Origin of the sequence: Phenylobacterium sp. (assembly GCF_036563285.1) — a bacterium.
Taxonomy (GTDB): domain Bacteria; phylum Pseudomonadota; class Alphaproteobacteria; order Caulobacterales; family Caulobacteraceae; genus Phenylobacterium.
On the sequence record NZ_DATCMR010000004.1, the window covers coordinates 15,876 to 36,451 of the forward strand.

At 70.3% G+C, this 20,576-nt stretch carries 23 protein-coding genes and 1 tRNA gene; 10 read left to right on the forward strand and 14 right to left on the reverse strand.

Going from position 1 to position 20,576, the window contains the following annotated elements:
• Nucleotides 1–25: 25 nt before the first annotated feature.
• From VIL76_RS03085 to VIL76_RS03095, 3 genes are read right to left on the reverse strand one after another with little or no spacing between them, the layout of a single operon-like run.
• Nucleotides 26–928 carry a hypothetical protein gene (locus tag VIL76_RS03085; protein ID WP_332043524.1) on the reverse strand — a complete coding sequence of 301 codons (903 nt, stop codon included), beginning with the start codon at nucleotides 926–928 and terminating at the stop codon, nucleotides 26–28.
• Nucleotides 925–1,797, reverse strand: a complete 873-nt coding sequence (locus VIL76_RS03090) for an ABC transporter ATP-binding protein (protein ID WP_332043525.1) — start codon at nucleotides 1,795–1,797, stop codon at nucleotides 925–927. Before VIL76_RS03090 ends, VIL76_RS03085 begins: the two co-directional genes overlap by 4 nt.
• A 3-nt stretch (nucleotides 1,798–1,800) precedes the next feature.
• Complete coding sequence (locus VIL76_RS03095; protein ID WP_332043526.1) at nucleotides 1,801–2,169, reverse strand: GntR family transcriptional regulator; 369 nt, start codon at nucleotides 2,167–2,169, stop codon at nucleotides 1,801–1,803.
• A gap of 103 nt (nucleotides 2,170–2,272) precedes the next feature.
• On the opposite strand from VIL76_RS03095, the gene VIL76_RS03100 reads away from it, so the two are divergent.
• Nucleotides 2,273–3,292 (forward strand): AraC family transcriptional regulator, encoded by a 1,020-nt coding sequence (locus tag VIL76_RS03100; RefSeq protein ID WP_332043527.1) that lies wholly within the window; start codon nucleotides 2,273–2,275, stop codon nucleotides 3,290–3,292.
• A 51-nt stretch (nucleotides 3,293–3,343) separates the two neighbouring features.
• Nucleotides 3,344–3,490: a hypothetical protein gene (locus VIL76_RS03105; protein WP_332043528.1), complete on the forward strand. Its 147-nt coding sequence runs from the start codon at nucleotides 3,344–3,346 to the stop codon at nucleotides 3,488–3,490.
• Here VIL76_RS03105 and VIL76_RS03110 read toward each other — a convergent pair.
• Nucleotides 3,475–3,768, reverse strand: a complete 294-nt coding sequence (locus tag VIL76_RS03110) for a DUF1294 domain-containing protein (RefSeq protein ID WP_332043529.1) — start codon at nucleotides 3,766–3,768, stop codon at nucleotides 3,475–3,477. The two genes, VIL76_RS03105 and VIL76_RS03110, sit on opposite strands and share 16 nt — an antisense overlap.
• Nucleotides 3,769–3,790: 22 nt before the next feature.
• A tRNA-Ser gene (locus tag VIL76_RS03115) sits at nucleotides 3,791–3,880 on the reverse strand.
• A 130-nt stretch (nucleotides 3,881–4,010) separates the two neighbouring features.
• Here VIL76_RS03115 and VIL76_RS03120 point away from each other — a divergent pair.
• From VIL76_RS03120 to purN, 6 genes are read left to right on the forward strand one after another with little or no spacing between them, the layout of a single operon-like run.
• Nucleotides 4,011–4,589, forward strand: a complete 579-nt coding sequence (locus VIL76_RS03120; protein WP_332043530.1) for a septal ring lytic transglycosylase RlpA family protein — start codon at nucleotides 4,011–4,013, stop codon at nucleotides 4,587–4,589.
• Between the two features lie 31 nt (nucleotides 4,590–4,620).
• Nucleotides 4,621–5,256, forward strand: coding sequence for a dTMP kinase (tmk, locus tag VIL76_RS03125; protein ID WP_332043531.1), 636 nt, complete (start codon nucleotides 4,621–4,623; stop codon nucleotides 5,254–5,256).
• Nucleotides 5,249–6,244 carry a DNA polymerase III subunit delta' gene (locus VIL76_RS03130; RefSeq protein WP_332043532.1) on the forward strand — a complete coding sequence of 332 codons (996 nt, stop codon included), beginning with the start codon at nucleotides 5,249–5,251 and terminating at the stop codon, nucleotides 6,242–6,244. Before tmk ends, VIL76_RS03130 begins: the two co-directional genes overlap by 8 nt.
• Before the next feature lie 17 nt (nucleotides 6,245–6,261).
• Nucleotides 6,262–7,038 (forward strand): TatD family hydrolase, encoded by a 777-nt coding sequence (locus VIL76_RS03135; RefSeq protein ID WP_332043533.1) that lies wholly within the window; start codon nucleotides 6,262–6,264, stop codon nucleotides 7,036–7,038.
• On the forward strand, nucleotides 7,035–7,859 hold the full coding sequence (locus VIL76_RS03140) for an MBL fold metallo-hydrolase (protein WP_332043534.1): 825 nt from the start codon (nucleotides 7,035–7,037) through the stop codon (nucleotides 7,857–7,859). Before VIL76_RS03135 ends, VIL76_RS03140 begins: the two co-directional genes overlap by 4 nt.
• Entirely contained in the window at nucleotides 7,856–8,461 is a 606-nt protein-coding gene (purN, locus tag VIL76_RS03145) for a phosphoribosylglycinamide formyltransferase (protein ID WP_332043535.1), read from the forward strand. Before VIL76_RS03140 ends, purN begins: the two co-directional genes overlap by 4 nt.
• A gap of 59 nt (nucleotides 8,462–8,520) precedes the next feature.
• Here the strand turns inward: purN and VIL76_RS03150 are convergent, their stop codons facing one another.
• Nucleotides 8,521–9,228 (reverse strand): nuclear transport factor 2 family protein, encoded by a 708-nt coding sequence (locus VIL76_RS03150; protein WP_332043536.1) that lies wholly within the window; start codon nucleotides 9,226–9,228, stop codon nucleotides 8,521–8,523.
• A 33-nt stretch (nucleotides 9,229–9,261) separates the two neighbouring features.
• Nucleotides 9,262–10,452 carry an MFS transporter gene (locus VIL76_RS03155; RefSeq protein WP_332043537.1) on the reverse strand — a complete coding sequence of 397 codons (1,191 nt, stop codon included), beginning with the start codon at nucleotides 10,450–10,452 and terminating at the stop codon, nucleotides 9,262–9,264.
• Nucleotides 10,453–10,647: 195 nt separating this feature from the next.
• Here VIL76_RS03155 and VIL76_RS03160 point away from each other — a divergent pair, with 195 nt between their 5' ends.
• Together VIL76_RS03160 and mazG are read left to right on the forward strand one after the other, a co-directional pair.
• Nucleotides 10,648–11,133 carry a hypothetical protein gene (locus VIL76_RS03160; protein ID WP_332043538.1) on the forward strand — a complete coding sequence of 162 codons (486 nt, stop codon included), beginning with the start codon at nucleotides 10,648–10,650 and terminating at the stop codon, nucleotides 11,131–11,133.
• A 79-nt stretch (nucleotides 11,134–11,212) separates the two neighbouring features.
• Entirely contained in the window at nucleotides 11,213–12,025 is an 813-nt protein-coding gene (mazG, locus tag VIL76_RS03165) for a nucleoside triphosphate pyrophosphohydrolase (RefSeq protein WP_332043539.1), read from the forward strand.
• On the opposite strand, the gene VIL76_RS03170 is transcribed toward mazG, so the two are convergent.
• From VIL76_RS03170 to ntrC, 7 genes are all read right to left on the reverse strand, one after another.
• Nucleotides 12,022–12,933 (reverse strand): M20/M25/M40 family metallo-hydrolase, encoded by a 912-nt coding sequence (locus tag VIL76_RS03170; RefSeq protein WP_332043540.1) that lies wholly within the window; start codon nucleotides 12,931–12,933, stop codon nucleotides 12,022–12,024. The two genes, mazG and VIL76_RS03170, sit on opposite strands and share 4 nt — an antisense overlap.
• Nucleotides 12,933–14,201, reverse strand: a complete 1,269-nt coding sequence (hflX, locus tag VIL76_RS03175) for a GTPase HflX (RefSeq protein WP_332043541.1) — start codon at nucleotides 14,199–14,201, stop codon at nucleotides 12,933–12,935. Before hflX ends, VIL76_RS03170 begins: the two co-directional genes overlap by 1 nt.
• A gap of 44 nt (nucleotides 14,202–14,245) precedes the next feature.
• Nucleotides 14,246–14,491, reverse strand: a complete 246-nt coding sequence (gene hfq, locus VIL76_RS03180) for an RNA chaperone Hfq (RefSeq protein WP_332043542.1) — start codon at nucleotides 14,489–14,491, stop codon at nucleotides 14,246–14,248.
• 102 nt (nucleotides 14,492–14,593) lie between these two features.
• Entirely contained in the window at nucleotides 14,594–15,457 is an 864-nt protein-coding gene (locus tag VIL76_RS03185) for a D-amino-acid transaminase (protein WP_332043543.1), read from the reverse strand.
• A complete protein-coding gene (locus tag VIL76_RS03190; protein WP_332043544.1) occupies nucleotides 15,457–16,848 on the reverse strand; it encodes a sigma-54 dependent transcriptional regulator in 1,392 nt (463 codons plus the stop codon). Before VIL76_RS03190 ends, VIL76_RS03185 begins: the two co-directional genes overlap by 1 nt.
• Before the next feature lie 13 nt (nucleotides 16,849–16,861).
• Nucleotides 16,862–19,087 (reverse strand): PAS domain-containing sensor histidine kinase, encoded by a 2,226-nt coding sequence (locus VIL76_RS03195; protein WP_332043545.1) that lies wholly within the window; start codon nucleotides 19,085–19,087, stop codon nucleotides 16,862–16,864.
• A gap of 66 nt (nucleotides 19,088–19,153) precedes the next feature.
• Entirely contained in the window at nucleotides 19,154–20,575 is a 1,422-nt protein-coding gene (gene ntrC / locus VIL76_RS03200; protein WP_332043546.1) for a nitrogen regulation protein NR(I), read from the reverse strand.
• Between the last annotated feature and the right edge of the window lies 1 nt (nucleotide 20,576).

Genomic DNA, 20,576 nt, shown 5'->3' on the forward strand with positions numbered 1-20,576 from the left:
TTGACCTTGCGCGACAATCCGCGGCTCAGACCGGGTCCTGCCGCCGGCGCAGCCAGACGCAGACGCCCAGGAAGGCGACGCCCACGACCAGGCCCGCCCAGAGGTCGGGGTTCGCGAGCACCTGCATGGGATCGACCTCCGAGAGCCGGCTGATCGCCGCCTTGCCCCGGCCGCCGACCGTGAAGGCCTGGTTGAAGCCGCCGAACACCCGCGACTCCAGCAGCCCCAGGACGTGGCGCGTCTGGAACGCCAGGAACTCGAACATCGCCAGGACCAGCCAGGGCGCCACCGCCCACACGAAGGTCATTCGCTTGGCCCAGGCCGAGACCATCAGCAGCCAGCCGTAGAGGGGCAGGTCCCAGAGCATGCTGACCAGCAGGCCGTAGGGGATCATCACCCAGAACATCGACAGCTGCAGATGCTTCCAGAACAGGGACGGATCGACCCCGTTGGCGATCAGCACCGCGAAGCTCCAGGCCAGCATGATCAGGTGGGTGGCCAGGGTCACGGCGATGATGACCGCAGGCTGCACGAGCATGGGGATGGCCGCCTTCGACAGGACCGTCGTCAGGTCCGAGACCGGCAGGGACTTCCAGAACAGCAGGCTGCGATCGCGCCGCTCTCCGTGCAGGGCGCCCAGGCAGTAGAACACCGCCACGATGCCGCTGATCAGGAAGGTGGCCGCCGCGGCGGCCGCGAAGGGCATGTTCAGGCTGAGGGCCGCCTTGGGATCCGAAGCGGCCCGCAGCACGTGGGCGGGCAGGTTGCGGGACTCATAGAAGAAGGCGAGCAGCACCACCCCGGCGACGATGGCCGGGGCGACATAGACCGCCGGGTTCTCCCACAGCTCACGGCGGACCGAGGCCAGGAACGGGCGGACCTTGCGGTTCGGGGCAGGGGTAGGGGCTGCGACGGCGTCCACGGTCATGCGGCCCTCCCGGCGGCCATCGGATTGGGTCCCATCAGCGCGACGAACAGGTCGGCCAGGCTGGGGGTGCGGGCCTCGCCCATCAGGGCCATGCGGTCGCGGTCCTGGTCCTCGAAGATCAGGTAGCTGCGGTCGAACACCTGACGCTCGTGCAGCGGCTTCAGGGCGCGGGCCTTGGCCAGCTCGTCGGGTCTGACCGCCACCTCCACGAAGCGCCGCTCCAGGTCCTCCATGGCGGCCTCGAGCACCACCCGGCCGTGGTGGATGAAGACCACGTCGGTGAGGATGTGCTGGATCTCCTCCACCTGGTGGGTGGAGACCACGATGGTGCGGTCACCGTCGAAGTAGTCGTTGATCAGACTGTCGTAGAAGGCCTTGCGGTAGAGGATGTCGAGGCCGAGCGTCGGCTCGTCGAGCACCAGGAGCCTGGCGTCGATGGCCATGATCAGCGCCAGGTGAAGCTGGGTCACCATGCCCTTGGAGAGCTCGCGCACGCGGCTGGTGCGCTTGATGTCGGTGCGCTCCAGGAAGGCCTCGGCCTTGGCGCGGTCGAACTTCGGATGCACACCTTCCACGTAGTCGAGCGCCTGGCGCACGCGCAGCCAGCGGGGGATCACCGCCACGTCGGCGATGAAGCAGACGTCCTGCATCAGCCGGTCGCGTTCGCTCCACGGATCCCGTCCCAGGACGCGCAGCTGCCCCTCGCAGGGGGTGAGGCCGAGGATGGCGTTGAAGGTGGTGCTCTTGCCGGCGCCGTTCGGGCCGATCAGGCCGACGATCCGGCCCTGGCCGACGGTGAGGTCGACGCCGCCCAGGGCGACGGTCTTGCCGTAGGCCTTCCTCAGGTTGCGGGCTTCGATCACGTTCATGGATCAGGCCTCCGCCGCCTGCGGACCTGCGGCCAGCAGGTCCTCGATAGACAGGCCGAGGCGGCGGATCGTGGCGTGGATCTCGGGCCACTGCTCGGTGAGGAACTTGTGCCGCTCGGCGAGCCGCAGCAGCTCCGGCGCCCCGGAGTTGATATACATGCCGATGCCGCGACGCTTCTCCACCAGGCCCTCGTCGACGAGCTGCTGGTAGGCCCTCAGCACGGTCAGCGGGTTGATGCGCGAGTCGGTCGCGACGCTGCGCACCGACGGCAGGGGATCGCCCTCCTTGAGGTGGCCATCGAGGATCATCGCCACCACCCGGTCGCGGAGCTGGCGGTAGATCGGCTGACTGTCATTCCACTCTGGGTCCATGATGGCTCCGGGCCGCAAGGGGCCGGACTCCGGCGTTGCACTGGTGTTGTAGTTATGTATAACACTAACGACATGGCAAGTGGAAATTCGATCCGGGGCTGAGATGTCCGAACCGACGGTAGGCGCAGGGTTCGCCAGGGGTCTCTTCGAGCTGGCGGTGGCCAAGGGTGCGCCGAGGGCGGCGCTGGCCGAGGCGAGCGGGGTCGATCCGCGCGCGCTGGAAGACCCGGACGCGCGCGTCCCGTTCTCCACCTACAAGGCGATCATGCGCGCCGGTAAAGCGCTGTCGGGCGACAGCGCCCTGGGCCTCCACTACGGGGAGGGGGTCGACATCGCCGACGTCTCGATCGCGGGCCTGATCAGCCAGGCGGCCGAGACGATGGACGAGGCGCTGGCCCAGCTGAACCGCTATGTCCGGTTGATCGTCGAGGCCGAGGCCGTGGGCGCGACCGAGCGCTTCCAGCTGGTGCGGGACCGCAAGGGGGTCTGGCTCACCGACACCCGCGCCAACCCCAACGATTTCCCGGAGCTGACCGAGTCGGCCTTTGCCCAGCTGGTCTGCGGCGCAAGGCGGGCGACGGGCTTCACCTTCGTCAAGGCGGTGCACGTCACCCACCCGGAACCGCCGCACGCGGCCGAATACGAGCGGATCTTCCAGTCGCCGGTCACCTTCAACAGCGACCGCAACGCCATGGAGGTGCACGAGGCCGCCGCGAACCTGCGGATCCCGGCCACGATGAATCGCTACGTCTTCGGGGTGCTGAGCGAGCGCGCCGAGGCCCTGCTGAGGGAGCTGGAGAGCGCCCGCAGCACCCGCGGCAAGGTGGAGAAGCTGCTGATGCCCGTCCTGCACAAGGGCGAGGTCAACATGGACGCCATCGCCAGCGAGCTCGGCATGAGCCGCCAGACCCTGTTCCGCAAGCTGCGCGCGGAGGGCGTGACCTTCGTGGGCGTACTCGACGAGCTGCGGCGCACGCTCGCCTTGCACTACCTCTCGGGCAAAAAGGTCTCGGTGAACGAGACGGCCTACCTGGTGGGGTTCTCCGACCCCAGCGCGTTCTCGCGGGCCTTCAAGCGCTGGACGGGGAAGCCGCCGAAGGTCGCGACGAAGATCGATAGCTAGCGGAACCATACCGGCCGCCGCCTGTTCAGGGCGGCGAACCGGAGCTACGCCATGAAATCCCCCCGTCCGCAGCGACGCGAATTCGAAGTCGTCAGGAAGCGCAAGCTGGTCTGGCGCCATGCGCCGCCGAGCGTCCGCCGCGCCCGCCCGACCACCGACGACGACCTCAGCGGCCTGGTCTTCTACGGCCAGGCCTGAGGCCTGCCGACGGCCCACCAGGCCAGCGCGCCGAGCGCCAGCGCCTGGACGACGGCGATGATCAGGAGCCGGGTCCTGAACGGCTCCTTGCTGGTCTTATGACGCAGCAGCTGCTGGGCCGCGATCGCGCCCACCGCCCCCCCCATCACTGCGAGCTCGAGAAGCGTCCGCTCGGGCGCCCGGCGGTCGCCACGCACCGCGCGGCGCTTGTCATCCGCAAAGGCCGCGTACGTGCCGACGTTGATGACCACCAGATAGAGCGCGGCGAACAGGATCATCCTAGCGTCGGCCCCGCGCGGGTGGCGGATGGGGTGGGATTCGAACCCACGGTGGGCGTGAACCCACGGCGGTTTTCAAGACCGCTGCCTTAAACCACTCGGCCACCCATCCGGACACCGCGGCTCATAGCAGGGCAGGCGAGGGGCCTCCACCGTCGCGCGGCGGTTAACCGCAGAGCAAGGTTCTGCGGCAAGGCTTAAGACGCCTGCGGGGGGCGGAGCCGCCGCTGGGGGCGTCGCCGATGGATAAGTCTTTGATTTCGCGCCTCGTGCGCCTGGCCGCGGTCGCCGCCGGCGCGGCGTCGCTGGCCGCCTGCGCGACCGTGGAGCCGCGCTACGCCTACGACCACGAGCCGCCGGCCCGCGCCGAGAAGCCGGGCAAGGCCAAGCGCGGCGGCAAGCAGGCGAAGGCCGCGCCGGGCCAGAAGATCGGCAAGCCTTACGAGGTGAACGGCCGCCGCTACACGCCCAAGCCCGACCCCAAGTACAGCGAGGTCGGCCTGGCCTCCTGGTACGGCCGACAGCACCAGGGCAAGCCCACCGCCAACGGCGAGCGGTTCGACATGAACGCCGTCTCGGGCGCGCACAAGACCCTGCCACTGCCGTCGATCGTCGAGGTCACCAACCTGGAGAACGGCAAGCGCCTGAAGGTGCGGGTCAACGACCGCGGGCCGTTCGTGGACGGCCGCATCATTGACCTGAGCCAAGAGGCCGCCCGCAAGCTCGGCTTCGAGAAGCAGGGCGTGGCCAAGGTGCGCGTGCGCTATGTCGGCGCGGACGCCCACATCGAGACCGCCACCATCCAGGTGTGGATCGACTAGACATCCGGCGCGAACCGGACAAGTTGGCCGCATGACGCGCGGCCGGTTCATCACATTCGAAGGGGGCGAGGGGGCGGGGAAATCCACCCAGCTCAAGCGGCTCGCCGCCCGCCTGCAGGACCAGGGGCAGGAGGTGGTGGCCACCCGCGAGCCGGGGGGATCGCCGGGCGCGGAGAGCATCCGCGAACTGGTGCTGAAGGGCGCCGCCGACCGCTGGAGCCCGGTGACCGAGACGCTGCTGATGTACGCCGCGCGGCGCGACCACATCGAGCGGGTGATCCGCCCGGCGCTGGCGCGCGGCGCCTGGGTGGTCTGCGACCGGTTCGCCGACTCCACGCGGGCCTACCAGGGCGCGGCGGGCGGCACCGATCCCGGGCTGATCTCGGCGCTGGAGAGCCACATCCTGGAAGACACCCGGCCGGACCTCACGCTGGTGTTCGACCTGCCGGTCGAAGTCGGACTGGAGCGGGCGCATGCGCGGGCCGGGACGGAAATGCGCTTCGAGAGCAAGGGCTCGGCGTTCCACGAGCGGCTGCGGGACGGCTTCCTGGCCATCGCGCGTGCGGAGCCAGAGCGGTGCGCGGTGATCGACGCCACGGGCTCGCTGGAGGCGGTGGAGCAGGCGGTGTGGGCGGCCGTCGAGGCCAGGCTCGCGGTCCATGGCTGACGTCCCGCACCCGCGCGAGGTGTTCGAGCTGGAGGGGCACGAGGCCTCCGAAGCGGCGTTCGAAGCCGCCCGCGCGCGGGGGCGGCTGCACCACGCCTGGCTGCTGACCGGGCCGGAGGGGGTGGGGAAGGCGACCTTCGCCTACCGCGCGGCCCGGCGCCTGCTGGGGGCGCCGGCGGACACGGAATTCGGGGTCCTGGGCGCCGATCCAGCGCATCCGGTGAGCCGCCAGGTGATGGCCCGCTCGCACCCCGACCTGATGGTGCTGGAGCGGGTCGGGGAGGATGGCAAGCCGCGCAAGGTCATCCCTGTCGACGACGTGCGCAAGCTCGCCGAGTTCTTCTCCAAGTCGCCGGCCAGCGCGCCGCACCGGGTGGCCATCGTCGACGCCGCCGACGACCTCAACAACGCCGCCGCCAACGCGCTCCTGAAGACGCTGGAGGAGCCGCCCCCGAGGGGCGTGCTGCTGATGGTCAGCCACGCGCCGGGCCGGCTGATCGCCACCATCCGCTCGCGCTGCCGGCGACTGGCGTTCGCGCCGCTGGAGCTGGAGGCCGCCGCTGCCTTCGTGGAGGCCCGCGCCGGGACCAACGAGGAGGACGCGCTGCGGCTCGCCAAGATGGCCCATGGCGCGCCGGGCAAGGCGCTGGCGCTGGGCGAGGCCAATGCGCTGGCCATCGACGACGCGGCGCGCCACCTCCTGGCCGACCTGCCGCGCGTGGACGAGGCCATGGCGCTCTCGCTGGCCGACCGGTTCCGCGGCGGGGAGGGGCAGGCGCAGCTCAACCTGCTGTTCGATCGCCTGGCGCAACGGGTGCACGAGATGACCCTGACCCGGATGGCCCAGGGGGCGGGGCCGCTTGATCGCTGGGCGCAGGCGTGGGAGACGCTGCAGCGCCTGCCGCGGGAGGTAGAGGCCCTGAACCTCGATCGCACCGATGCGCTTTTCACGGCGTTGGGCGAGCTGCGCCAGGCGGCCCGCGCCTAGGGACCTCCGCGCTCCGGATGCTGATCGACAGCCACGTCAACCTGCACGCCCCCCAGTTCGACGACGACCGCGAGGCGGTGATCAGCCGCGCGCTGGCCGCCGGCGTGCGCCTGATGGTGAACATCTCGGACAAGCTGTCGAACTACGACAAGGTGCGCCACGTGGCGCAGCACCCGGACATCTGGTGCACCGTCGGCACCCATCCGCACGAGGCCAAGGAAGACCCGGACCTGGCGCCGGAGCGGCTGATCGAGCTGGCGGCCGACACCCGCGTGGTGGGCATCGGCGAGTGCGGCCTCGACTTCCACTACGACCTGAGCCCGCGCGAGGTGCAGGCCAAGGTGTTCCGGGCGCACATCGCCGCCGCGCGGGAGACCGGCCTGCCGCTGGTGGTGCACACCCGCGAGGCCGACGCCGTGATGGGTGACATCCTCGAAGAGGAGCACGCCCGCGGACCGTTCCGCCTGCTGATGCACTGCTACACCTCGGGCGCGGAACTCGCGCGGCGGTGCGCGGCCCTGGGGGCGTGGTTCTCGGTCTCGGGCATCGCCACCTTCAAGGCCGCGGAGGACGTGCGCGCGGTGATCCGCGAGATGCCCGAAGACCGCATCATCGTGGAGACCGACTGTCCGTACCTCGCGCCCGTGCCCTACCGCGGGCGGCGCAACGAGCCGGCCATGCTGCCTCACGTGCTGGCCAAGCTGGCGGAGGTCCGCGGCTGGGAGCTGAAGGAGGCGGAGCGGCGGACCGAGGACGCCTTCTTCGCGCTGTTCGACCGGATCCCGCGGCCGTGAGCGGGGTGCTGGAAATCACCATCCTGGGCTGCGGCTCGTCCGGCGGGGTGCCGCGGGCGGACGGGGAGTGGGGCGCCTGCGATCCTTCGAACCCGAAGAACCGGCGCTCCCGCTGCTCCCTGCTGGTGCGGCGGCGCGGGGAGGGGGCGGAGCAGGAGACGACGGTCATTGTCGACACCTCGCCGGACCTGCGCGTGCAGACTGCCGAGGCCGGGGCCAAGCGGCTGGACGCGGTGCTGCTCAGCCACGACCACGCCGACCAGGTGCACGGGCTCGACGACGTGCGGGCCTTCTTCCTGCGCCAGCGGGCGCGGATCCCGTGCTTCATGGACGCGGCCACGGACGCCACCATGATGCGTCGGTTCGGCTACATCTTCGAAGGCGAGGGCGGCTATCCGGCGATCTGCGACCGGCGTGCGATCCCGCCGCACGGGACAACCTGGGATATCGAGGGACCGTCCGGGCCGATCCCGGTCAGGACCTTCGACCAGGACCACGGCGAGGTCCGCTCCGTGGGCTACCGGTTCGGCGGCGTGGCCTATTCCTCCGACGTGGTTAACCTGGACGAGGCGGCGTTCGCGGCGCTGGAGGGGCTCGACGTCTGGATCGTGGATGCGCTGCGCTACCGGCCGCATCCGACGCATGCGCACGTGGAACGGACGCTGGAGTGGATCGCGCGGGTGAAGCCACGGCGGGCCATCCTGACGAACCTGCACATCGACCTCGACTACGAGACGCTGTCGAAGGAGCTGCCGCCGGGCGTGGACGTGGCCTACGACGGCCTGCGGTTCGAACATCATCTGGAAGGCGAATTCGCGTGAGTCTTTCGCGCCTTAAGCTGGGTTTCCTCGCGTCCGGCAACGGCACCAGCGCTCGGGCCATCGTCAACGCCATCAAGGCGGGCCAAATCCCGGCCGAGACGCGGCTGCTGGTCAGCAACAATCGCACGGCGCCGGCGCTGGACTGGGCGCGCGAGGCCGGCGTGCCCACGCTGTGCATTCCGACCCATGCCGATCCCGAGGGCGCGGACGAAAGCCTGGCCGCCGAGATGGCCGAGCATGGCGTCGAGCTGATCGTGCTGTCGGGCTATCTGAGGAAGCTCGGACCGGCGACGCTGGCGCGCTACGGGGGCAGGATCCTGAACATCCATCCAGGGCCGCTGCCGGCCTTCGGCGGCCACGGCATGTACGGCCGGCGCGTGCACGAGGCGGTGATCGCCGCCGGCGTCGCCGAGAGCGGCGCGGCGATCCATCTGGTGGACGAGGAATACGACCGCGGCCCGATCGTGGCCCAGCGCAGCGTGCCGGTGGAGGCCGGCGACACGCCGGAGACGCTGGAGGCCCGCGTCACGGCCATGGAGCCGCTGTTCTTCGTCGAGACCCTGAGGAAGATCGCCGAGGGAACGCTCGGGCTGCCCACCTGAAATCCGGGATGCTCTATATTTCCGATAATCTTCCTTAGGCGCAGATTGTCTGCGCCCCCTCAGGGCGGAGAAGTGCGTCTCCCCTGGGTCGTGCGGCCGTCGCGAAACCTCATCCGATAGCCTGTGACGTGGCCGGCGGCGTCGACCTCGAACGCGATCTCGTTGCCGAGCGGGTCCACGAAGGTGGACGCGCCTGTCGGCGTCAGCGGGCGCGCGGGAAATCGCGGCGCCTTCATGTGCAGCGCGCCGGCCTCGATCCGCAGCTCGGTCGTGACGCCGTTTTCCTGCGCGTAGGCGCCGGCGAAGCGGCCGAGCTGGACCTGGTTCAAGGCCGCGGTGGCGCGCGGCGGCGGCAAAGGCGTGGACTGCATCTGCAGGATTCGCCACCTTCCGCCCCGGCGGACGTAGACCGTCGAGCCCCAGGCCCCCGGTCGTCCGTCCCGTTGCAACACTGTGCGCAGGATCGCGGTGTCGCCGCTCACCACGAGGCTCGCGGGCGGCTCAAAACTTAACGGTGGCAAGGGCGCCGGCGCACGGTCCCGCCTGGTCAGGTTGCGCAGCTGCGTCGCCCGGTCCTCTACGTAGCCCGGCGCATGCACCCAGACGAACTCGGGCGCGTAGATCTCCTCGAGCGCCTTGCGGTCCCGCCGCGCGATGGCCGCGTTGAGGTCATCCATCAGCGCGCGCAGCTCGGCCTGGACCTTGCCGGCGCGGTCCTGTCCCGCCGCAGGGCCGGCCACGCCCGCAGCCACGAGCCCGATGAGCAAGCTTCGCCGTTGCATCTGCCCAGGTTAACCCGCTCAGGGTTCGGCGGCCATCTGCTGCGACAGCCGGCGCAGGACCACCGCCGCTCCGAGGCTCAGCAGGCAGATGGCGGTTAGCGCCCAAAGCGTGGCCGTTCCGCCGAGGCTGGAGATCAGGAAGGCGCCGATGGACGGCGCGAGCGCCTGGGTGATGGCCACCGGCCGGCCGATGCGGCCCGAGATCACCGGCGCTTCCAGCGGCCCGAACAGGAACAGCGGCAGCGCGCCGCGCGCCACCGACACCAATCCGATGCCCGCGCCGTAGCACATGAGCGCCGGGATCATCGCGCCCGTGGGCAGCCATGGCAGCAGGCCGACGCCCAGCGCAATCGCGCCGATGGCGATGATCATCGTGAGGCTCGGATGGTAGCGCGCGCCGAAGATCGACTCGCCGAACCGCGCGCTGACCTGGGCCGGTCCGATGAACACGCCGACGGCGACCGCAGCCGCGAGGCTCAGGCCGCGCTCGCGCAGGATGGTGACCAGGTGCACCGAGACAATGGTCGCCGCCATGGTCTCGGCCATGAGCACGAGGCCGAGGGTGACCGCCGCGGCCCTGGCGGTCCTGGAGAGCGCGGCGTGCGTCCCCTCGCCTGCGCCGGCGCTCCCTGCCCCCTTAACCTTTTCCGCGTCGGGCAGGAGGAAGCGGTAGATCGGCAGCGCGATGGCCAGATGTATGAGCGCATAGATCCCGCAGGTCCCGCGCCAGCCCACCTGGGTGAGCAGGAAGCCGGAGAGTGGCCAAAAGGTGGTGCTGGCGAAACCGCCCCACAGCGTCACCATGGTGATGGCCCGGCGCGCGTCGAGCCCATAGAGCCGCCCCAGGGCCCCGAAGGCCGCGTCGTAGTAGCCGGTCGGCATGGCCAGGCCGATCAGCACCCAGCCCGCGAAATAGACCGGCAGGTTCGGCGAGAGCGCCAGCGTGCCCAGGCCGGCGGCGAACAGCAGCGACGAAGCAGTGAGCGCCGGCTTGCCCCCCTCGGCGCGGATCCAGCGGCCGACACGCGGCGCGATGGCCGCGCCGGCCAGCGAGCCCACCGACATGCCGGCGACGACCCAGGTGAACGGCCAGCCGGTGTCGACGTGGATCGGCTGGCCCAGCACCGTCAGCAGATAGAGCGTGCTCCCGAAGGCGATCAGCTGCGCCAGGCCGAGCCCCGAGGCCACCAGCCAGCGCGGCCGCGTCAACGGCCCCTCGTCGCCCGCGGGTGCGCGGGTCCTGACGGTGGGAGCATGGAGGCCATGGCGAAGCTTCCTACACGATTCCGGCCGTACAGCGGCCGTTCATCTTGCCGGGCGCACGGTTGCGCTTGCGCGTCGCCTCCCGCGCCCTACATTTAGTTCTTACTGAACACAGACAACGCCGTTCCGGGAATGACCCACATGCGCACCCTCGCCTTCGCCGCGGCCGCCCTGCTCGCCAGCGGCTCCGCCGCCCTCGCCGCCCCCGCCACCGTCTCCGTCACCGTCGGCCCCGAACTGACCGCCAAGGCGCAGAAGGAATTCGGCGTCCGTGACGTCGAACGCCTCGCCGCCGACCTGCGCAAGGAGGTCGAGCGCGAGCTCGCCAAGACCGGCGCCTATGACGGCGCCCGCGTCGAGCTGGTGCTGACCGACGCCAAGCCCAACCGGCCGACCATGCAGCAGATGTCCAAGATGGGCCTGTCCTTCGAGAGCTTCGGCGTCGGCGGTGCGACCATCGAGGGCCATGCGATCCGCGCGGACGGCTCGGTCACCCCGCTGAGCTACCGCTGGTACGAGACCGACATCCGCAATTCCTGGGCGACCACCACCTGGCACGACGCCCAGTGGACGTTCGACCGCTTCGCCGCGCGGCTCGCCCGCGGCGAGACCCTCGCCAGCCGCTAAGGCTCGCTCCACAACCTGAGCCGCACGCCGGCGCATGGTCCTGATCGACCGTGCGCCGGTTCGCGTTTATGGACAGCCGATGACCTCCTCCCCGCCTTCGGGCGACCTGCCGCCCATGGAGCGGCTGCTGGCCATCATGGCCCGGCTGCGCGATCGCGAGAGCGGCTGTCCCTGGGACATCGAGCAGACCTTCGCCACCATCGCCCCCTACACGGTCGAGGAGGCCTACGAGGTGGCCGACGCCATCGAACGGGGCGACCTCTCGGACCTGAAGGAGGAGCTCGGCGACCTGCTGCTGCAGGTGGTGTTCCACGCGCGCATGGCCGAGGAACAGGGCGCCTTCGCCTTCGAGGATGTGGCGCGCGCGATCAACGACAAGATGGTGCGCCGGCACCCGCACGTGTTCGGCGAAGAGACCTACGAGAGCCTCGAGCACCAGAAGGCCGGCTGGGAAGAGCTGAAGGCGGAGGAGCGCGCCGCCAAGGGTCGCCAGGAGAGCCTGCTCGACGACGTGCCGGTGGGGCTGCCCGCCCTCACCCGCGCCGTGAAGCTCTCCAAGCGCGCCGCTGGCGTGGGCTTCGTCTGGCCGACGGTCGAGGACGTGCTGAAGAAGCTGCACGAGGAGGTCGCCGAGATGGAGGCCGAAGTCGCCGCCGGTGACCTTGAGAAGGCCCGCCACGAGATCGGCGACGTCTTGTTCGTGGTGGCCAACCTGGCCCGCACTCTGGACGTCGATCCGGAGGATGCGCTGCGAGCGACCAACGCCAAGTTCGTCCGCCGCTTCCGCTACATCGAGCAGCGGCTGGCGGAGCGCGGCAAGACGCCGGCGGAGTCGGACCTCGCGGAGATGGACGCCCTCTGGGACGAGATCCGCGCCGCCGACAAGGCCTAGAAGCTGCGGCCGGACTCCTTGGCGATCGCGCCGAGTTCGCGGTCGAACATCCGCGCGGCCTCGACCAGGGTAGCGACCGAGCGGCGATAGAAGGCCGCGGGGATCTTTTCGAAGTGGTCCGTGGGCTTGTGGTAGTCTGGATGGTCCTCGACCCCGAAGTAGGCGAAGGGGACCTTGGCGGCGTGAAAGGCGGCGTGGTCGGACTGGTGCGTCCAGTCCTCGTGACCGGTCCAGGGCGGCCCGTCGTGCCCCAGCTTGAGCTTCACCCGCGCCCGCGTGGCCAGCGCCTCCAGCCGCGGCTTTAGGAACGGATAGTGGCTGGCGCCGGCCACATAGAGCTCGTCCTTGTCCCCCCGGCCGACCATGTCGAGGTTCATGATGAGCGCCGTGCGGGCCACCCGCGCCGGATAGGCCTTCACGAAAGCCCGCGACCCGGCGAGGCCGCCCTCCTCCCCGTCCCACAGAGCGATGATCACGGTGTGACGCGGCGGGTCTTCCCGGAAGGCCTCGGCGATGGCGAGCACGGCGGCCACGCCCGAGGCATTGTCGTCCGCGCCGTTGAAGACCTCGCCGTTTTGGACGCCCAGGTGGTCGTAGTGGGCGGAGACGAGCAGGATGGGACCTGACGGCGAGCGTCCCTCGATGCGGCCGACCAGGTTCACGCCGTCCCTGGGCTGGCCGCGAATGACGCCGGCAAAGGGTTGCTCAAAGGTCGCGCCAACCGGCTTCAGGCCGATCTCGTTGAACCGCTGCAGGAGGTAGGCGCGCGCCTTCGCGGAGCCCGGCGACCCGATCTCGCGGCCCTGCATGTCGTCGGCGGAGAGGACGCGCACGTCGTCCAGGATCCGGTCAGCAGGAGCTGCGCCCAGGCAGAGGACGGCGGCGGCTACGGCCGCAAGGCGAAGCATCAGTGGGCGCGCACTTCCGCCTGCGGGAACAGCTGCTCGAACTGGCCGAGCGCCTGAGGCGAGAGGCTTACCGCCAGGCGGACGCTGCCGTCCTTGCCATCGTTGCGCTCCACGACCCGGCCGTGGCGGTAGAGCCAGGCGATCGCGGCCCCCTCGCCTGCCGGGGCATAGACGTCCACCGGCGGCGCCTCGTCCACCAGGGCCGAGACCGCGCGGAGCAGCTCGTCGGCCCCCTCACCCGTGACCGCAGACACGGGGATGGCGGGCGGATGGGCCCGCCGGGCGTCGCCGGCAAGATCTCCGCGGTCCTCTTGGGGAAGTAGGTCGACCTTGTTCCAGACCTCCAGGATCCGACGCTCGTCCATGTCGACGCCCAGCCGCTCCAGCACAGTGCGCACGTCGGCCGCCTGGGCTTGGCTCTCCTCACTGGCGATGTCGCGCACGTGGAGCACCACGTCCGCCTCTTGCACCTCCTCGAGGGTAGCGCGGAAGGCCTCCACCAGCTCGTGCGGCAGGTCGGAGATGAAGCCCATCGTGTCGGACAGGATGGCCGGGCGGCCGTCGGGCAGCTTCAGGGCGCGCAGCGTCGGGTCCAGGGTCGCGAAGAGCATGTCCTCAGCCACCACCTCGGCGTGGGTCAGCCGGTTGAACAGCGTCGACTTGCCGGCGTTGGTGTAGCCCACCAGCGCGACGGTCGGGTACGGCACGCGCTTGCGCCCGGACCGCTGAAGGGTGCGCGTGCGGCGCACCTCCACCAGCTCCTTCTTGAGCTTGGTGATCTTCTCGGAGATCAGCCGCCGGTCGGTCTCGATCTGGGTTTCGCCGGGACCGCCCATCACCCCGAAGCCGCCGCGCTGGCGCTCCAGGTGGGTCCAGGTGCGGACCAGGCGCGAGCGCTCGTAGGTGAGCCTCGCCAGCTCCACCTGCAGGCGCCCTTCGCGGGTGCGCGCGCGGCGGGCGAAGATCTCCAGGATCAGGCCCGTGCGGTCGATGACCTTGGCGTCCCAGGCCTTCTCGAGGTTGCGCTGCTGCACGGGCGTGAGCGCGTCGTCGACGATGACGACGTCGGCCTCCACCGCGCGCACGGTGGCGGCGATCTCCTCGACCTTGCCCTTGCCGAACAGGGTCGCGGGCGTGAGCTTGCGCAAAGACGCGACCAGGCTCTCGCGCACGTCCAGGTCAAGCGCCTCGGCCAGGCCGATGGCTTCCTCGAGGCGTGCTTCAGGGGCCCGCGAAGAGCCACGGCCTTCCCGGTCGGGGTGGATCACGACCGCGCCCTGTACGGGCGCCTCACGGTCTATGGATTTCGAGTTCAATCGGCCTCGTCTTCAGCCGGCTCGTACAACTGCACGGGCTGGGCCGGCATGATGGTGGAGATGGCGTGCTTGTAGACGAGCTGGGATTGCCCGTCCCTGCGGAGCAGAACGCAGAAGTTGTCGAACCAGCTCACCACCCCCTGCAACTTCACGCCGTTCACCAGGAAGATGGTCAGCGGCGTCTTCGACTTGCGCACGCTGTTGAGGAAGGTGTCCTGCAGGTTCTGTTTCTTGTCGCTCATCGGCTTTCCGCCTTTTTTTGAATCGGCCGGCCACGCGCCGCCCACACACGCAAAGTCACGCTAGAACGGGAATTGCGACGGGCGCAATCACGCACCGCGCCGTCAGATCGCGGTCGCCCTGGCCCGCTCGATATAGAGACGCCGCAGCCGCGTCGCCACCGGTCCCGGGGCGCCGTCGCCCACCTTCTTGCCATCCACGCTCACCACGGGCAGCACCAGGGTGCCGGCTCCGGTGATGAAGGCCTCCTTGGCGGCGAGCGCGTCGGCGGGCGTGAATGGCCGCTCGTCCACCTGCAGGCCCTCGTTCGAGATTACGTCCAGCAGGGTGTGGCGGGTGACGCCGCGCAGGATGTTGGCGTTGGTGTCGCGGGTGCGCAGGCGGCCTTCGCCGTCGACGATCCAGGCGTTGGAGGAGGCCCCCTCAGTGACGAATCCGAGCTCGTCGACGAACCAGGCCTCGGCGGCGCCCGCCTCGCGGGCCTTCTGCTTGGCCAGCGCATTGGGGAGCAGGCCCACCGTCTTGATGTCGCAGCGGCCCCAGCGGTTCTCCGGCGTGGTGACGACGCCGACGCCCATGGCGGCGCGGGCCTCGTCCTTCGCGCGATCGACGGCCTTCACCGTCATGATCACCGCTGGACGGACCAGGACGGCCGGGAAGGCGTGGTCGCGGGGCGCCACGCCGCGGCTGACCTGCAGGTAGAGCAGGCCGTCGCGGACGCGGTTGCGGCGTACGGCCTCCCTCAGGACGAGCGTCAGGGCCGCCCGGCTCATCGGCATGGGGATCGAGAGCTCCGAGAGGCTGCGCTCCAGCCGGGCGAAGTGGCCCTCCGCGTCGGCCAGCTTGCCGTCGAACAGGGCCCAGACCTCGTAGACGGCGTCGGCCAGCTGGTAGCCGCGGTCCTCGATGTGGACGACCGCGTCGGCATGCGGCACGAAGCGGCCGTTGACGTAGGCGACGCGGCCCATCAGCCGACCTCTTCCTCGAGCTGGCGACCTCCGGAAAGGCCGAGCGACTTCAGCTTCCGGTGCAGGGCCGAGCGCTCCATGCCGATGAAGGCGGCGGTGCGCGAGATGTTGCCGGAGAACCGCAGCATTTGGGCGTTCAGGTACTCACGTTCGAAGACCTCGCGCGCCTCGCGCAGCGGCAGGGCGATGATCCGCTCGGCGCCCAGGCTGGAGGCCTGGTCGTTCACCGTGGCCTCGGCCGGCAGCATGTCGGCCGTGATCGGCTCGGACGGAACGCCCGAGGCCAGGATCAGCATCCGCTCCACGTTGTTGCGCAGCTGGCGCAGGTTCCCCGGCCAGGCGCGCACCTGCAGGGTCGCCAGCGCATCGTCGGCGAGCTTGCGCCGCGGCATGCCGGTGGCGCCGCAGATCCGGTCGATGAAGTAGTCCACCAGCTCCGGGATGTCCTCGCGCCGCTCAGAGAGGCCCGGCACGTTCACCGGCACCACGTTGAGGCGGTGGAACAGGTCCTCGCGGAACCGGCCGGCGGCGATCTCCTCGCGCAGGTCCTTGGAGGTGGACGAGATCACGCGCACGTCCACCTGCACGTCGCTGTCGCCGCCGACGCGGCGGAAGCGCTGCTCGACCAGCACACGCAGGATCCGGCTCTGGGTGTCGCGCGGCATGTCGGCGACCTTGTCGAGGTAGAGTGTGCCGCCGTGGGCGCGCTCGAAGACGCCGATCTTCGCCGTGCGGCCGGCTTCGCCCTCCTCCCCGAACAGCTCGACGTCCATGCGCTCGGGCGTCATGCCGGCAGCGGAGAGCACGACGAACTCGTTGCGGGCGCGCGGCGATGCGCCGTGGATCAGGCGGGCGACCGTCTCCTTGCCGGAACCTGGGGGCCCGGAGATCAGCACCCGACTGTTGGCGCCCGCAAGCTTGGCGATCATCTGGCGCAGCTGCTGGGCGGCGACGGAACGGCCGATCAGGCCTTCGGGCGTGATCGCCTGGACGCGCAGCCGGCGGTTCTCGCGGCGCAGGTTCGTGGCTTCCAGCGCACGCTCGACGCACAGCACCAGCCGGTCCGACTTGAACGGCTTCTCCAGGTACTCGTAGGCGCCGCGCTTGATGGCGCTCACCGCAGTCTCGATGTTGCCGTGGCCGGAGATGATGATCACAGGCAGGTCCGGATCGAGCTGCTTGACGAGGTCGAGCAGCTCCAGGCCGTCCATCCCGCCGCCGGTCATCCAGATGTCAAGGATCAGCAGCGCGGGCTTGCGCGCGCGGATGGCGGCCAGCGCCGATTCCGAATCCGTCGCCGTCCGCACGGCGTAGCCCTCGTCCGAGAGGATGCCCGCAACCAGCTCGCGGATGTCCGCCTCGTCGTCGACCACCAGAACGTCAGCCGCCATTCGTCTCTTCCCTTCAAGCCGTCACGGCTTCGGCAGGCGCCTGCGCCTGCACGACCGCGCTCTGCGGCAGGCGCAGGACCGCCAGCGCCCCCTGCCCGCTCCGCGCGTCGGCGAGCTCGAGCTCGCCGCCGTGGTCTTCCATGATCCGTTTGACGATCGCGAGGCCGAGGCCGGTGCCCTTCTCGCGGGTCGTCACATAGGGCTCCGTCAGCCGGTCCCGATCCTTCTCCGGCAGGCCTATACCGTTGTCCTCGACCTCGAAGGCGAGGCCAGCGTCGTCCAGCACCAGCCGCGCGGTGATCCTGCCCTTCAGATTCGGCGCCTTGGCGTGCCGGGCGCTGACGGCCTCGGCCGCGTTCTTGAGCACATTGGTCAAGGCCTGGCCGAGCATCCGGCCGTCGGCCAGGACCGTGGCCTCCGGCGTCGGCTCCTCAAGCTCGACCTCGATCTCGGGGCTCGCCACGCGCTGGGCGAAGACGGCGGCCCGGATCAGCTCGGCGGCGTCGTTTTTGGCGAACTTCGGCGCGGGCATGCGGGCGAAGGCGGAGAACTCATCGACCATGCGGCCGATGTCGCCGACCTGGCGCACGATGGTCTCGGTGCAGCGGTCGAAGGTCTCCAGCTCCGTCTCGGCGATGTCCTTGCGGTACTTCTTCCGCAGCCGCTCGGCCGACAGCTGGATGGGCGTCAGCGGGTTCTTGATCTCGTGCGCGATGCGGCGGGCCACGTCGCGCCAGGCGGCGTTGCGCTGGGCGGTGACCAGGCGGGTGATGTCGTCGAAGGTCAGAACCAGGCCATCCTCCGAGCGGCTGGCGCGGACGCGCAGGCGGCGGCTCTCACGGCCCCGCACCACGTCGACCTCGTCCTCCGCCTCGCCGCCGCGGCCGGCCTGCTCGGTGATGCCCTTCAGCTCCGGCGCCACCTGCGCGAGCTTGCGGCCGCGGCCGTGGTCGCCGGGAAGGTCGAGCAGCAGGGCGGCCTGCCTGTTGGCGGCCGAGATCTTGCCATTGCGGTCGAGGCCGATGACGCCGGCGCTCACCTCGGCCAGCACGGTCTCGATGAACTGCCGCCGCCGTTCGGCCTCCTCGTGGGCGCGCCGCAGCGCCTCCTGCTGGGCCTGCAGGTCGTGGGTCATGGAATTGAAGGCCCGGCTGAGGACCGCGATCTCCTCCGGGTCGGACTCGGCATCGACGCGGGCGGAGAGGTCGCCGCTCGCGACCCGGCCGGCGGCCTGCACGAGCCGGCCCACCGGCGCGGAGATGGCGTTGGCGGCGCCCATGCCCAGCCAGACCGAGCCCACCAGCACCAGCAGCGCCGTCTCCGCGTAGGACAGGGCGAAGATCATCTGGATCAGCTGCCGGTCCCGCTCGGCCTCCTGATATGGGGCTATCGCGCCCTCGGCCTCCCGCAGGGACGACATGATCCCGGCCTGCAGCGGCCGGGAGACCCACAGATAGGCGTCGGGATAGGCGCGCAGCCGGTAGAGGGCCCGCATGACCTCCGACTCGCGGAACTCGGGCACGGCGATGTCGCCCTCGTCGGCAGCCTTGAAGCTCGTGGGCGGCGGCGCCTGGAAGGCCGGCGCGTCCGGCGCCTCCGCGCGGGCCAGGATCCTTCCCCGGGAGTCGATGATGTAGGCCGAGGGGAACGCGTGGTAGGAGGCCAGCGCCTCCAGGTAACGTGAGGCCTCGTTGGAGCGGCCCTGCAGGGCGGGCGTCTCGCGGTTGAGATCGGCGGCCATCGGGGTGACGTGGTCTCCGATGTAGCGGCTCTGCTCCTCGATGTAGGTGCGGAAAACGGTGGCCGAGTTCTCCATCGCCGAGCGCACGCGCTCGCTGAACCAGTTGTCCACCCCGCGGGTGACCAGCACGCCGTAGAAGACCAGCGACACCACGGCCGGGACGACCGCGGCCAGCGCGAACAGCATGACGAAGCGCACGTGCAGGCGCGCCCCGGCGTCCACCTCGCGGGCGCTCACCAGGGCGGCGAAGCGCACGGCGACGATGGTGGCCAGGGCCACGATCAGCACCAGGTTGAGCGAAAGGACGGTGAGGATCACCCGGCTCGCCGGGCCGATCGGCGTGCCGCTGGGCGGCGGCGAGGTGGCGAGCAGGATGGCCACGCCGGTCAGCACTGCGGCCAGGACGTAGCCCCCGACCAGCACTGCGCGGGAATTCACCGCCCGCCAGACCCGGGCGGCGCCCGCGCTGGACCAGATGTGTTCCGCAAGCAACGCCATGAGCGAGGGGAGCCTACGGCACTGTGCCCTAAACTCAACAGCTATGTTGCCAATGGGGCACTTAACTCAGCGCCGGCCACGGCCCATCTCGACGCCGAGGTCCTGGATCTTCTTGCGCAGGGTATTGCGGTTCAGCCCGAGGATCTCGGCGGCGCGGACCTGGTTGCCGCGGGTGGCCGCCAGGGTCAGCTGGATGAGCGGCCGCTCCACCTCCTCAAGGACGCGGTCGTACAGGCCGGCAGGCGGAAGGCCGTCCGGCTGGTCGGCGAAGTAGGTGGAGAGCTTGCGCTCCACGAGTTGGGAGAGCGTCGTCGGGCCCTCCTGCCCTTCGGCCGCGGGCTGCTGGTCGGCGAGCTCGCGCTCGACGATGCGGGCGGAGATCAGGTCCTCGCCGTACAGCGCGCAGACGCGGCGGATCAGGTTCTCCAGCTCGCGGACGTTCCCCGGCCAGGCGTGGCGCTTCAGGCGCTCGAGCGCGCCCGAGTCGATGGTCTTGGCCGGCAGGCCCTCGCGGTTGGCGCGCAGCAGGAAGGCGCGGGCGAGGTCGGGGATGTCCTCCGTCCGGTCGCGCAGCGGCGGCAGGCGCAGGGGCGCCACGTTGAGGCGGAAGAACAGGTCCTCGCGGAACAGACCCTCACGGATGAGGGCGCGCAGGTCGCGGTTGGTGGCGGCGATGATGCGGACGTTCGGCCGCCGCCCGGTCTTGGGGTTAAGGGCGGGCTCGGACCCGTCGATCACCCGCAGGAGGCGGGTCTGGGCGTCCAGCGGCATGTCGCCGATCTCGTCCAGGAACAGCGTGCCGCCGTCGGCCTCCACCAGCTTGCCGTGGTCGCCGTCCTCCTTGCCAAACAGCTCGGCCTCCACCCGCTCGCGCGGCACGGCGGCCAGGTTGATGGTCACGAACCTGCCGTCGCGGCGACGGCCCATGTCGTGCAGCGCGCGAGCGACCAGCTCCTTGCCGGTGCCGCTCTCGCCGAGGATGAGGACGGTGAGGTCGGCGCCCACCAGTCGCGCGATGGTCCGGTAGACGTCCTGCATCGGCCCCGACCGCCCGATCAGCGGCAGACGGTCGTCGCGCACCGCCCGCGCCTGCGCCTTCGCGGCCTCGGCGTCGGCGGGCCGCGACAGGGCCCGGCGCGCGGCCGAGGTCATGTCATCCAGGTCGAAGGGCTTCGGCACATAGTCGAAGGCGCCCACCTCGGCCGCATTGACGGCGGTAAGGAGGTTGTTCTGCGCGCTCATCACGATGATCGGGAGCTTCGGCCGCTCCTTCTTGATGCGTGGCAGGACGTCGAAGACGTTCTCGTCGGGCATGACCACGTCGGTGACCACCAGATCACCTTCCCCGTCCGACACCCACTTCAGCAGCGTGGCGGCGTTGCCCGTCGCCCGGACCTGATAGCCCAGCCGCGTGAAGGCCTGGCTGAGCACCAGTCGGATGGAAGCGTCATCGTCGGCGATCAGGATCTTCTTCGTAGCCGCGTTCATG